12 protein-coding genes are annotated in these 13,570 nt (G+C 35.1%); 4 read left to right on the top strand and 8 right to left on the bottom strand.

Annotation, left to right across the window (positions count from 1 at the left end; genetic code table 11):
- The first annotated feature begins 221 nt into the window (after window positions 1-221).
- Window positions 222-1,133 carry a DMT family transporter gene (locus MODO_RS13600; RefSeq protein ID WP_006259569.1) on the top strand — a complete coding sequence of 304 codons (912 nt, stop codon included), beginning with the start codon at window positions 222-224 and terminating at the stop codon, window positions 1,131-1,133.
- 77 nt (window positions 1,134-1,210) lie between these two features.
- Here the strand turns inward: MODO_RS13600 and MODO_RS13595 are convergent, their stop codons facing one another.
- Window positions 1,211-2,677 carry a lipopolysaccharide biosynthesis protein gene (locus MODO_RS13595; RefSeq protein WP_006259571.1) on the bottom strand — a complete coding sequence of 489 codons (1,467 nt, stop codon included), beginning with the start codon at window positions 2,675-2,677 and terminating at the stop codon, window positions 1,211-1,213.
- Between the two features lie 136 nt (window positions 2,678-2,813).
- Here MODO_RS13595 and MODO_RS13590 point away from each other — a divergent pair, with 136 nt between their 5' ends.
- From MODO_RS13590 to MODO_RS13580, 3 genes are all read left to right on the top strand, one after another.
- On the top strand, window positions 2,814-3,668 hold the full coding sequence (locus MODO_RS13590; RefSeq protein WP_039328535.1) for a glycosyltransferase family 2 protein: 855 nt from the start codon (window positions 2,814-2,816) through the stop codon (window positions 3,666-3,668).
- A gap of 68 nt (window positions 3,669-3,736) precedes the next feature.
- The gene (locus MODO_RS13585; protein WP_006259573.1) at window positions 3,737-4,483 is read left to right on the top strand and encodes an MlaE family ABC transporter permease; all 747 of its coding nucleotides are present in this window, start codon (window positions 3,737-3,739) and stop codon (window positions 4,481-4,483) included.
- A gap of 3 nt (window positions 4,484-4,486) precedes the next feature.
- Window positions 4,487-5,263 (top strand): ABC transporter ATP-binding protein, encoded by a 777-nt coding sequence (locus MODO_RS13580; protein ID WP_006259574.1) that lies wholly within the window; start codon window positions 4,487-4,489, stop codon window positions 5,261-5,263.
- Window positions 5,264-5,316: 53 nt separating this feature from the next.
- On the opposite strand, the gene MODO_RS13575 is transcribed toward MODO_RS13580, so the two are convergent.
- The 7 genes from MODO_RS13575 to MODO_RS13545 all read right to left on the bottom strand — a co-directional run bounded on the left by MODO_RS13575 (window position 5,317) and on the right by MODO_RS13545 (window position 13,563).
- Window positions 5,317-6,384, bottom strand: coding sequence for a mannose-1-phosphate guanylyltransferase (locus MODO_RS13575; RefSeq protein WP_006259576.1), 1,068 nt, complete (start codon window positions 6,382-6,384; stop codon window positions 5,317-5,319).
- A 6-nt stretch (window positions 6,385-6,390) separates the two neighbouring features.
- Complete coding sequence (locus MODO_RS13570) at window positions 6,391-7,014, bottom strand: SprT-like domain-containing protein (protein WP_006259577.1); 624 nt, start codon at window positions 7,012-7,014, stop codon at window positions 6,391-6,393.
- A 12-nt stretch (window positions 7,015-7,026) separates the two neighbouring features.
- Window positions 7,027-7,704, bottom strand: coding sequence for an SDR family NAD(P)-dependent oxidoreductase (locus MODO_RS13565; protein ID WP_006259578.1), 678 nt, complete (start codon window positions 7,702-7,704; stop codon window positions 7,027-7,029).
- Between the two features lies 1 nt (window position 7,705).
- Entirely contained in the window at window positions 7,706-8,638 is a 933-nt protein-coding gene (locus tag MODO_RS13560; RefSeq protein WP_006259579.1) for a M20/M25/M40 family metallo-hydrolase, read from the bottom strand.
- A 145-nt stretch (window positions 8,639-8,783) separates the two neighbouring features.
- The gene (locus MODO_RS13555) at window positions 8,784-10,397 is read right to left on the bottom strand and encodes a dihydrolipoyl dehydrogenase family protein (protein WP_006259580.1); all 1,614 of its coding nucleotides are present in this window, start codon (window positions 10,395-10,397) and stop codon (window positions 8,784-8,786) included.
- 10 nt (window positions 10,398-10,407) lie between these two features.
- Complete coding sequence (gene pdhA, locus MODO_RS13550; protein WP_006259581.1) at window positions 10,408-11,406, bottom strand: pyruvate dehydrogenase (acetyl-transferring) E1 component subunit alpha; 999 nt, start codon at window positions 11,404-11,406, stop codon at window positions 10,408-10,410.
- A gap of 708 nt (window positions 11,407-12,114) precedes the next feature.
- The gene (locus MODO_RS13545; protein ID WP_006259582.1) at window positions 12,115-13,563 is read right to left on the bottom strand and encodes a SusD/RagB family nutrient-binding outer membrane lipoprotein; all 1,449 of its coding nucleotides are present in this window, start codon (window positions 13,561-13,563) and stop codon (window positions 12,115-12,117) included.
- Window positions 13,564-13,570 lie beyond the last annotated feature (7 nt).

The raw sequence follows: 13,570 nt of genomic DNA, 5'->3' as shown, positions 1-13,570 counted from the left end.
AAAAATAACTTATCGAATATGCATTACATCTCGATAAATACTTAATAAACCTCTCTTAAAACTAGCTATTTTATACAGAGTAGACAATTCGTATACTGTAGTATTTTTTACTATTTTACAGTCATATTTATCAGTAATTTTGCGTTAGTCTTTAGGTAAAAAGAATCCTTTTTATCACAATATATTCAACTAATAATGTACTTAGAAGTACGTTTTTAAAAATGCAATTAAACAATAAGTTTTTAGGCTTTGCATCCGCAATCTTTGCAGCGATGTTATGGGGAGTATCTGGAGCTTTTGCTCAGTTCCTTTTTAGAGAAAAAGAGTTTAACGCAGAATGGTTAGTTACTGTTCGTCTTCTTATCTCAGGAGTATTAATGTTATTATTTGGGATTGTCAGAAAGAATCCTGATGTCGTAAATATCTGGAAAGACAAAAAAGATGCTGTCCAATTGATTCTTTTCAGTATACTAGGAATGCTGACAGTACAGTACACTTACTTTGTAACTATACTTCACTCTAATGCAGCAACAGCAACAGTAATACAATACACTGGCCCTGTGTTCATCGCTATCTATCTAGCATTAAGACTGCGCAAATGGCCTAAGCCTATTGAATTCTTAGCGATAGGAATGGCGATGTTAGGTACATTCTTATTGGTAACACATGGAGATATTAATACACTGAATATCACTCCTACAGCATTAATATGGGGTATAGCTTCTGCTATAGCATTAGCCGTATATACACTTATGCCTGTACATTTATTGAATAGATATAGCCCTATTGCTATTATAGGTTGGAGCATGCTTATCGCAGGTATAGCGATGAGTATTATACACCCTCCACATAAGCTAGAAGGTATATGGGATACAGATACATATTTGGCAGTATTATTCATTATCTTCTTAGGTACATTGATACCGTTCTATATCTTCTTAATGGCGATAAAGAATATTGGACCACAAAGAGCTAGTTTATTAGCTTGTGCCGAACCTCTGTCTGCTACTTTAATAGCTGTAGTATATTTTGGGGTCAACTTTGAATTGATGGACTATATAGGAAGTCTTTGTATTATAACAACGATATTCCTATTGACTAAAATCAAGAAGAAAGTTATTCCAGAAAATTAAACAACGAGAATATCCATTTTTTATAAGCAACGCGGTATATCCCTGTAAGGTATATCGCGTTGTTGTTTTTATATAGGTTACAAACCTAGTTTGCGAAGTAGCTTATCTAACATTGACTTTATTCCTATAACCCAATTTGTCTTTAATAGAACAATGAAGTTTAGGATAATCACTAATCCAACTTTTAAGACTAAGACTAATAGAGGGTGAGAACTATTAGGTATAGAAAATATAATAACAACAAAAGCGACCATTAATAGCAATAGCTTAAAGAAGTTAATATCGAATGGCCATAACTTCATCTTCTGATAAATGTAGTAGGTCTTAGCTATATTAAACAACGTTAAAGATAATAGTGAAGCTAGTCCCACACCGAATATTCCTAAATCTGTATAGGCTAATAATACATAGTTCAAAACAACATTAAGAACCATCAAACTTAAGATAGAAACTAAATTAAAACGGTAATACTTAGAATAAGAAATAATCTCTGTATTAAACCCCGTAGACATATTAATCACCACATTAATACCAAGTAAATAGATAATCGGCAATGAAGGGGCTAACTTATCATAAGTAGGCAACAACTGAAAAAGAGGTTCTATACCTACGACTACACAGCTAAAAAGAAGCATACCGATAAAAAAAAGATTACGTGCTACTTCTTTATATTTCATATTCAGTGTACGCAGTTCCGCTCTCTTTATTAAATCAGATATAATAGGCGCATATAGTGCAAATACTCCTGTAGCTGGTATAGCGAGTGTAGACGCTAATGTCACTCCAATATTATACGTACCATTCGCTTCATAAGAGATAAAGTAAGGAATCATCAAAGAGTCTACTCTAAATGCAAAGAAAGATCCAAAGCTTCCTGCAAAGGCGAATAAGCTATATGCATAATACTCCTTCTTTCCTACATAAGTAAATAAGTCTTCGTATTTCCAATGCCAATTAAACTTAAAATGTCTATATATATAAGCACCTATTACTATGGCGATAACGTAGTAAGAAACAATATAATACCACACTGCCTTATCTATCGAAAAACTACCATACACTACTATTAAGAACACTGTTGGTAAAGCTATCTTTGGGATAATCTTTTCAAAAAACGTAGGAAAAGAAAGGCGTTGTAGATTAGTCGCTTGTCGTCTAAATAGCTCTATATAAGCCATCGAAATAGCTAGTACAAACCCCATAACTACATATCTCAGCTCAGCACCATCATAAACATAGGATCCTAATAGTAATACTATCCCTACTCCTATCGTGAGCTTAATCATAGAGAGCATACTATAACTAAAGAGTTTACCCTGTAAACGCTCACTTAATTTGGGATAAAAGTTAATCAATGCATGTGTGCTCCCTAATACAATAATCGGAAATATAATCTGCGCACATGCATCTACAAAACGGATAATACCTAACAGTTCTTTGTCCTGAGGATAGATTAACACAGTAGACACCACTCCTATCAATACACCAATATAATTGATAAGAGTAAAAAGAAATGCCTGTTTTGTAGATATTTTATCTTGCATGAGGATGCGTAAATCTGTTAATCACTTACAAATATACTTGCTAATAAGTCCTTAACTACTATTTTTTTTAAATTTGTAATTCTTATGTGAATATACCAACTTATAAAAGAAAACTTATTCGCACAAACACTATTACATGAAATACCTAATTATCATGCCTGCTTATAACGAGTCGGCTTTTATCGGTCATACTCTAGACAGTATAATTTCTCAAACGTTATTACCTACTGATGTAATAGTTGTAAACGATAATTCCACAGATGACACAGCCAATATCATTATGAACAACTATGCTCATCTTCCTTATATCACACTAATCAACAAAACGTCTGAGGCTATACATCTACCTGGTAGTAAAGTTGTACAAGCTTTTAACTATGGTTTAGAACAAGTAAACAACTTAGATCAATACGACTTCATTGTAAAGCTAGATGCTGATCTTATCCTACCTAATGATTACTTTGCTACTATTGCAAGTACTTTTGCGCAAGACCAAGCTATAGGTATGGTGGGAGGCTTTGCCTACATAGAGAAAAACAAGGAATGGACAATCGAAAACCTTACAGATAAAGATCATATTAGAGGCGCATTTAAAGCATATCGACTAGACTGTTTTAAACAGATAGGAGGACTTAAACCTGCCATGGGATGGGATACAGTAGATGAACTCTTGTGTAGATTTTACAACTGGAAGATCATTACGATAGATACGCTAAAAGTGAAACACCTCAAACCTACTGGTGCAATGTATAATAAAGCGGCTAGGTATAAACAAGGAGAAGCTTTCTACAGACTTCACTACGGAATAGTAATCACAAGTATAGCAGCATTAAAACTAGCAATGAAGAAGAAGAAACCTTTCTTATTCATAGATTATATCAGTGGCTACTACAAAGCAAAAAGAGAAAAACAACCGTATTTAGTCACTGAAGAGCAAGGCATTTTTATACGTAAATACCGTTGGAGTAAGATAAAATCAAAGTTACTCTAATCACTTTTTTACTTTAATAAACTTAAAACTCATTTGTAATTGGTAATTTAGCCGATATTTTAATATTTATGATCAAATCTGGATTAACACATATAGGACAGTACTTTATAATGCTAAAAGAAATGTTTAGCAAAATGACAAAGTGGAAGGTTATGAAAGTACTTATATTTAAAGAAATAGATGATCTTATCATTGGTTCTTTAGGTATTGTGGCATTCCTATCGTTTTTCGTTGGTGGTGTAGTAGCTATCCAAACTGCTCTTAACTTAACCAACCCTCTTATACCTAAATATCTTATTGGATTCGCGACGAGACAATCTGTAATCCTAGAGTTCGCTCCTACCTTTATCTCTATCATTATGGCAGGTAAGATGGGATCATTTATTACCTCTAGTATTGGTACGATGCGTGTAACAGAACAAATCGATGCACTAGAAGTAATGGGGGTTAGCTCACTTAACTACCTAGTGTTCCCTAAGCTAGTAGCAGTAATGTTATATCCATTCGTTATCGGTATCAGTATGTTCTTAGGAATCGTCGGAGGATGGTTTGGTGGTGTGATGGGGAACTTTGTTACATCAGAACAATTCATCATTGGATTACAAGATTCATTTACTCCATTCCACGTTACATACGCATTTATTAAAACCTTCTTATTTGGATTCTTATTAGCTACCATCCCATCATACTTTGGTTACTATATGAAAGGTGGTGCATTAGAAGTTGGTAAAGCCAGTACTACTTCATTCGTATGGACGAGTGTAGCTATTATCTTAACCAACTATATATTAACCTCTCTACTTTTAAGCAACTAAGAAATGATCGAAGTAAAAAATATACAAAAGTCGTTCAATGGTACACAAGTACTGAAAGGAATTACAACTACTTTCGAAACAGGTAAAACTAACCTTATCATTGGGCAGAGTGGATCTGGTAAAACAGTAATGCTTAAAACTCTTCTAGGTATTCACACTCCTGATGAAGGAACCATCAGTTTTGATGGCAGAATATATACAGACCTGACAAATACCGAAAAAAGAGAGTTGAGAACAGAAATAGGAATGGTATTCCAAGGAAGTGCCTTATTTGACTCTATGACTGTAGAAGAGAATATAGCTTTCCCTCTTCGAATGTTTACTAATAAATCCGATGCAGAAATAGCACATCGTGTAAATGAAGTTATAGATCGTGTGAATCTAATCAATGCTAACACAAAAAAGCCCTCAGAAATATCAGGAGGTATGCAAAAAAGGGTAGCAATAGCTAGAGCAATAGTTAACAACCCTAAATACTTATTCTGTGATGAGCCTAACTCAGGCCTTGATCCTAAGACAGCTATCGTTATAGACAACCTTATTCAAGAAATTACACATGAGTACGGCATTACTACAGTAATCAATACACACGATATGAACTCTGTATTAGAGATCGGCGAGCACATTGTATTCTTAAAGAATGGAGTATTAGCTTGGTCTGGTAATCATAAAGAGATCATTCAGACAGACAATGAAGATGTAGTTGACTTTGTGTACTCATCAGAATTATTCAGAATGGTACGTCAAGCTATGAGACAAATCGGAAACGAAAAGAAATAATATAAAAAAGGAGTAAAACTAATAGTTCTACTCCTTTTTCTTTTCTTGTATTCTTACTTAAGTTTATCTGTCACTTGCTGACTCACAACCTTAATCTCTTGTTCTTTCTTCTTAGGGTATAATAGTAAGATATCATCCTTATCTACGATGATATAGTCATTCAGACCATCTACTACCACCACTTTTCCTTTCGCAGTTCTAACAATGTTATTTGTAGCATTATTAAAGAAAGCTGTAGCATTCACTACTGCATTGTCATTATCATCTTTAGGAAGCTTATCATATAAAGATCCCCATGTACCTAAATCATTCCAATCAAATGTAGCTGGCAATACATATACATTATTAGCCTTCTCCATCACAGCATAGTCTATAGAGATATTTTCTGCCTTAGAATAATTCTCTTCTATAAATGCTTTTTCTTTATCTGTATTTAAGAACTCATATCCTTTATCAAACAACTCAGTCATCGCAGGTTGAAATTCTGAAAAGGCATCTAAAATAGAGCTTACACTCCATATAAAAATACCCGAATTCCAAAGAAAATGTCTACTTTGAATAAATTTACGCGCGGTAACATAATCAGGCTTCTCTCTAAACTGAACTACCTTTTTAATAGGACGAGAGTCTAACTTGTTAAACTCTATATACCCATACCCCGTATTTGGGAACGTAGGTAAGATACCTAAAGTCATCAATACCTTATCTCGCTCACATACATCAAAGGTACGTTGTAAGTTAGACACGAACTGTAACTCATCTTCTATCCAGTGATCACTAGGAGCCACAACCATTACAGCATTAGGATTCTTCTTCTTAATCTTCATAGCTGCATAGAGAATACAAGGAGCTGTATTACGCATATCTGGTTCTAGGATAATACTATCAGATTCTACAGAAGGCAATTGTTCTTTTACAATTTCTTTATAATTCTCATGTGTTAAGATCAGAATATTCTCTTTAGGCACTACCTGAGACAGACGTTTAAAAGTCTTTTGTATCAAGGTATCTCCTGATCCTAACATATCGTGAAACTGTTTTGGAAACTCTGGTGTACTCACAGGCCAAAAACGTGACCCTACTCCACCTGCCATAATCACAGCGTAATAATTTGAACTCATATATCTTTATCTATTTACAACATAATGGGTCAACAACTCTACTTCAGCATTTGCTTTAAAAGTATACATTCTGCCCGTTGAAACTTCTAAACACTCGAAGCGTTTTACCCGTATAGGACCACGCTTAAATATCTTTCCGTTATACGTTTTAAAATGACTCCCTAAAGGGATTTCATATATAAAACAATTGTTATTATTTATATCCTGCACATCATACCTTCTCATCGCTATAGATAACTTCTCATCAGTATCGCTACTAGCAGAAGGGTTTCTAAAATGATTTGCTAACAAAGGTAATAATGCACTAGGAAACACTTCTTCTCTTAAAAAGGGTAACATTAATAATTGAAAAGTGCTTTTCCACTCTACTCCGTGCGGTTTTATTCCTCCTCTATACTTCTGATAAGCCACTAAATGAGCTATCTCGTGAATCAAGGTCATCAAAAAACGGTAAGGATTCAGGTTAGAATTTATCGTTATAATGTGTTTCCCATCGTGATTACGAGTATAATCTCCATGACGTGTAACTCTCTCATGTACAATCTTTAGATGCACATGATAGTGTTTTATCAATTCAAATACAGGTTCAACTGCTTGTTCTGGTAAATATGGCTTTAGCTTCTCTATCAATTACATTTTTATTTAAGGGGTAGTAGTAGACACTTGCAACACCTTCCCATTAAAAAATCTATTTCCATGTATCGCAAAATTCACGATATACTCAGCCATTTCATCTGGCATAAGTGGAGCTTGATATCCAGGGAATGCCTCTTCTAACATCTCTGTCTGTACTGCTCCTAAAGCTACTACATTAAAGAATACTCCCTTATCCTTATACTCTTCAGCTAGCAACTCACTTAAGATAGTGATAGCCCCTTTACTAGAACTATAGGCAGCTAATCCTCCGAATTTTAATACTCCTTGCACTCCTCCCATACTACTTACTGATACCACATGACTATTCACTTTCATAAATGGGATAGTAACTTGCATTAGACGAGCAGCACCGAATACATTCACGTTATATACATACTGAAAATCTTCTTGTGTGATCTCCTCAAAAGGTTTGTTCACGATAGCCCCTGCATTATTAATCAGGATATCTACATGCTCCCAATTGTCCTGTACAAAGGCAACTACCTTCTGAATGTCCTCTTCTTTAGTTATATCAACAGCTAAACAAGTAACATTATCTAAATCAATAAGTTTATCTGATATTTTTCTAGATACAGCCAATACATTATGACCTAATTTTGACAACCATTGTACGCACTCTAGTCCAATACCTCTACTTGTCCCTGTAACAATTACATTTTTCATCTTAATACATTCTTATTTCTCCCGGAGCTAAATTAACAAGTTTGTTCACAACCGGTATTATATCTTGTGTAAAAGAAGTCATAAAATTTAAATCCATTAAATGAGCTTCATCCTTTACATGGTGGTAATATTCATAATTTTCAAAGTCAAAAGAACTAAATGTTTGACATGGTACTTTAAACATTTGATAGAAAGGATAATTATCAGAACGCTTAAACAAATTAAACTCCTCAGCCTTTTCTAATTTACCTACAATAGGCTTCCCTGCCAATTCGTTTAACTTAGTTGCCATAGTAGATAGATCATACCCTGTAAGATAAGTCATATAATCTCTCTTCATTGGCAGCCCTAACATTTCAAAATTAAGCATAGATACCACATTCACATTTTCTTTCTTTAAACGCTCTGCTAGATGCTTAGATCCCCATAGTCCCTTCTCTTCTCCTGTGAAGAATGCCACAAGTACTGTACGCTTATTATTTTGCAACTTCAAGTTACGTGCTAACTCTAACAGGATAGCTGTACCAGCAGCATTATCATTCGCTCCATTTGCAATAGAATCCCCATCTACAGGCTTTTCTATTCCGATATGATCATAATGAGCACCTAACACCACTACCTCATTTTTTAAAGTCTCATCACTACCTGGTATAACTCCTACGATATTCCAAGCATCTGCTACATTCTGTAACGTATCGTTATAAGAACTATAATAAGGCTTAATCTTGTACTCTTCTAATCGCTTAGCTAAGTACTCTCCAGCCATTTTACCTCCTTCTGTACCAGTATCTCTACCTAGTAACTCATCAGAAGCTAAATAATATAATGTTTCTTTAATATTCTTTTGTTCAGCATTAGCTTTAACAACAGATGGTGTCTTAGTAGTAGCACATCCAACTAATAAGACTGCTGCCAATAGGCTTAAAATTCTCATTTATAAATATTTTTATCAAAAATACAAAAAGGTAATCAACTATAGAAAATAAATTCTACCGTATATCAAGCATACACAATAAATTATCACCAATAAAAAAGCCCTTATTCAAAAGAATAAGGGCTTAAGTATATTATTATTTAGATTACGCCAACATAGTCACTGGGTTCTCTACATAATCTTTAAATGTTTGTAAGAACTGAGCACCTGTAGCACCGTCCACAGTTCTGTGGTCACATGCTAGAGTTACTGTCATTGTATTACCTACTACGATTTGACCATTCTTCACTACTGGTTTTTCTACAATAGCACCTACTGATAGAATTGCAGAGTTTGGTTGGTTAATAATAGAAGTAAATGACTGAATACCAAACATACCTAAGTTAGACACAGTGAATGTACTTCCATCCATCTCAGCAGGAGTAAGTTTTTTAGTCTTAGCTTTACCAGCTAATTCTTTTACTTTACCACCGATATGAGTTAAAGACATCTGATCTGTGAATGGTAATACTGGTACTACTAATCCATCCTCTACAGCTACAGCTACACCGATATTGATGTGATTGTTATAGATAGTTGCATTATCAGTCCATTGTGTATTCACCTGAGGGTGTTTGCGAAGTGCCATAGCACATGCTTTCACTACCATATCGTTAAACGACACTTTCGTATCAGGTAAGTTATTGATAATCTTACGAGATTCAATAGCATTATCCATGTCTAACTCGATAGTTAAATAGTAATGAGGAGCAGTAAACTTAGACTCAGCTAAACGACGAGCAATCGTCTTACGCATTTGTGAGTTTTTCACTTCCTCTACACTTACTTCTCCAGCTGGTACGAATGCCTTAACAGCAGGTACAGCAGCAGTAGCTGCAGCTTCAGGAGCAGCAGTTTTAGCAGCAGGTGTATAGTTTTCAATATCACGCTTGATGATACGTCCATTCTCACCTGAACCTTTCACCTCAGTAATATTTATTCCTTTATCTTCAGCAATTTTCTTAGCCAATGGAGAAATGAATACTCTCCCATTAGTAGAAGTAGCAGCCTCCACACTTACAGTTTTTGGTTCTTCAGCTTTAGGAGCCTCCGTAGCAGGAGCCTCAGCAGCGAAAGTACCACCATTTTGAGCAGATGCAACTACAGCTGATACGTCAGTTCCTTCTGGCCCTAAGATCGCTAATACGCTATCAACAGGAGCAGACTCACCTTCGTTAATACCAACATATAATAAAGTTCCAGCCTCAAAAGCTTCGAACTCCATAGTAGCTTTATCAGTTTCGATTTCTGCAAGGATATCACCTTCCTGAACCTTATCACCTACTTTTTTAATCCAAGTAGCTACTGTACCATCAGTCATAGTATCACTAAGACGAGGCATAGTAATGATTTTAACTCCAGCAGGCATAGTAGCCGCAGCAGGAGCTGGTGTTTCAACTTTAGCCTCTGCTACAGCAGCAGCAGCCTCAGCAGCAGGAGCAGCATTACCCGCACCACTGATTAAAGCAGAAATATCTTCACCTTCATTTCCTATAATAGCAAGTAACGAATCTACAGGAGCAGATTCACCTTCTTGTAATCCAATATATAACAATGTACCTGAATTAAATGATTCAAACTCCATTGTTGCTTTGTCTGTTTCAATTTCTGCAAGGATATCTCCTTCAGAAATCTTATCTCCAACTTTTTTTAACCATGCTGCAACAACACCTTCTGTCATCGTGTCGCTTAAGCGTGGCATTGTAATTACTTCTGCCATGTTCTTTTTATTATAATCTGTGAGGGATAAAAGGGTAATTCTCTTGTTCGTATACTACGTCATACATTACGTTTTTCTCTGGGAATGGAGACTCTTCAGCGAATTTCTCACACTCAGCCACGTAATCTTTTACTCTTTGATCCATTGCTTCGATCTCAGCTTCAGTAGCATATCCTTTTTCTCTAATTACATCTAATACTTGTGTAATTGGGTCTATTTTTTTGTACTCTTCTACTTCCTCTTTAGTACGGTAGTGTTGAGCATCTGACATAGAGTGACCTCTATATCTGTATGTTTTCATTTCTAATAAAGTAGGTCCATCTCCACGACGAGCTCTTTCGATAGCCTCGTACATAGCTTCAGCTACTTTTACAGGGTTCATACCATCTACTGGTCCACTAGGCATTTCGTATCCTAAACCTAATTTCCAAATATCACTATGGTTAGCTGTACGCTCTACTGAAGTCCCCATAGCATATCCATTGTTCTCAATGATGAATACTACTGGCAATTTCCAGTTCATAGCCATATTAAATGTCTCGTGTAAAGACCCTTGACGTGCTGCACCATCACCGAAGTAACACATAGTCACAGCATTTCTGTCAAAATATTTATCAGCGAATGCTAATCCAGCTCCTAGAGGAATTTGCCCCCCTACGATACCATGACCACCATAGAAACGGTGTTCTTTAGAAAAGATGTGCATAGATCCACCTAATCCTTGTGATGTACCAGTACCTTTTCCTAATAACTCAGCCATAATACGCTTAGGATCTACTCCTAATCCGATTGGCTGAACGTGATTTCTATATGCTGTAATCATCTTGTCTTTAGACATGTCCATTGCATGTAAAGCTCCAGCCAATACTGCTTCCTGCCCATTATATAAATGCAAGAATCCTCTCACTTTTTGTTGAATATATAAAGCAGCAAGCTTATCTTCAAACTTTCTCCAAAATAGCATGTCTTCATACCACTTTAGATAAACTTCTTTTGTAATTTCTCTCATATGACTTTACTTTTCATAAACGGTCTCCCGTTTAAAATACAGACTTTCTCGTTTAACCACACTACTGTGGAGAAGCAAAAATAATATATCTACACTAGACTGAAAAATTTATTTGAAGTATTTTAGATTTGATAATATTTTAGACAATTAATTTAACAATACCTTATAATTAGATCGTTTACTTACATTTCTATTTTTTAAAACTTAAACCTAAAAATCCCTCTTTTGCTTTTTTAATCTTATTATAACATCCTCAATATTGCTAATATCAACCTCATTTAAAGAGACATAAATTATACCACCTTTCGAATAAAGGGCAACTAGTCTGTAAAATCTTCTAAAAACTCCTATTATAGCTCATTTATAGTATTCTCCATCTGCTAGTGTTATTATCTGTCATCTATCAACCTTGACTATTCATTGTCTCTTAGTGCAGATCAGTTAATCGCACTTCTATCTTGCCTGCATACTAAGTCCGTTTCTATCCTTGTTTTAACGGACTCACTACGGACTCATAACGGACTCACTACGGACTCAACTCGCATTACTTTAGTACCAATTCATACTAAGTTTGCATGCAATACCTAAAAAAGAAGAGAGCCTATTCTCACAGGCTCTCTTCTACATTATAAAATATATAATACACTATAAACACTCTCTTACTTAATGATCTATAATAGTGAATAAACTAAGTAGTTCTAATCAAAACTAATTTTGCCACCACATCTTATAGTTAATATTATCTCCTCCCATCTCTGCTACCTTTTTCTCATAATTACCTTTGTTCTGAGTACGTATATTGATCGGGTATGGGAATCTATTAGGCATATTCCCATCGTTTAGCATTGACTCTGTCTTAGGTAGTTTAGGGTATCCTGTACGCTTGTATTCGAACCACTGTTGATAATCGTTCATATACAATGCATAATATTTCTGCAACATAATACGCTCTAATGTACCATTATACCTAGTACTTTCTAAAGTAAAATAATTAGTTGGCATCTCTAATCCCTTAGATGTAATAGCCTCTTTCACCGCCTGCTCATAATAGCTCTTAGCATCTGATAAGTATCCCTTCTGAGCTAACTCAGCCTTTATAAATAATACTTCAGCATACGTTAGTATAGGTGCTTCTGTAGGATTAGCCGCCATAACATTATTCAATGTAGAAGCTTCGTAATCAAACTGTGAATCTGAACCATCAAAGGCACTAGGTATTCCTTTATACCCTATATATATTTTCTTCTTTCCTTCTACTCTGTATGCTTCTGTTGCATATAATGGAAGCCTTGGGTCATTAAAATCATTTAAATTATCAATAAAGAAAGAAGCCATCTTACGACTTAATGTAAAATCTTGAATACGACTCCATGGAGAGATATTAGGTGTTACCCCTGTTATCTTTAGGTTAGCCTGTGACTTCACATCATTAATAATAGGATATTTATCTGGATCGTTAAGTATCGTTAGCATACGTTGATATGCATTCTTATTTTCTTTATTTGATATTCTCAACAATAAACGCAAATGCAAACTATTCGTAAACTTTTGCCAGTCATCCCAATATGTCTTTGAGTCTATATATAAAATATCAGGATTATATACTAACTTCCTATTTAAATCATATAAGCTATTCGCTCTCTCTAGATCAGCTAAAAGACTATCATATATCTTCTCTTGTGAATCAAATGCTGGATATAGAATCTTCTCTTCTCCCTTAGACGCTTCAAAATAAGGTACATCCCCAAATAAATCAGTTAAGTTAGAAGTGATCCACGCTTTTAGAGTTAAAGCCATCGCTTCATAGTTAGGATCTGCAACCTTCACAGCCTCATACTCCATATCTCGAGCATTCTTTAACCATCTGTAATAAGCATTCCACGATGACGCTCCTACATCATCACTTAAATCATATCGTTGCATACCTGGTACATCACTAGGATAAACCACGATATCTTGCATTAAATGATTATTATGAGACCAACTGCGATACATATTATGACTAGCCATCTCATAGATGATAGGATTTAATAACGTTGCTGGGCTAATCTGTTGTAAACGGTTAGGATCAATATTCTTCTCTTCAAAATCAGAAGTACAACTTACAGTCAGCAATACTGTTGCTGATAATCCTAAAAATATATTTTTGATTTTCATCTGTCGT

Origin of the sequence: Myroides odoratimimus (genome assembly GCF_001485415.1) — a bacterium.
GTDB classification, from domain to species: Bacteria; Bacteroidota; Bacteroidia; order Flavobacteriales; family Flavobacteriaceae; genus Flavobacterium; species Flavobacterium odoratimimum.
The sequence above is the reverse complement of the archived record's forward strand: the minus strand, read 5'-3'. Positions and strand labels throughout refer to the sequence as shown.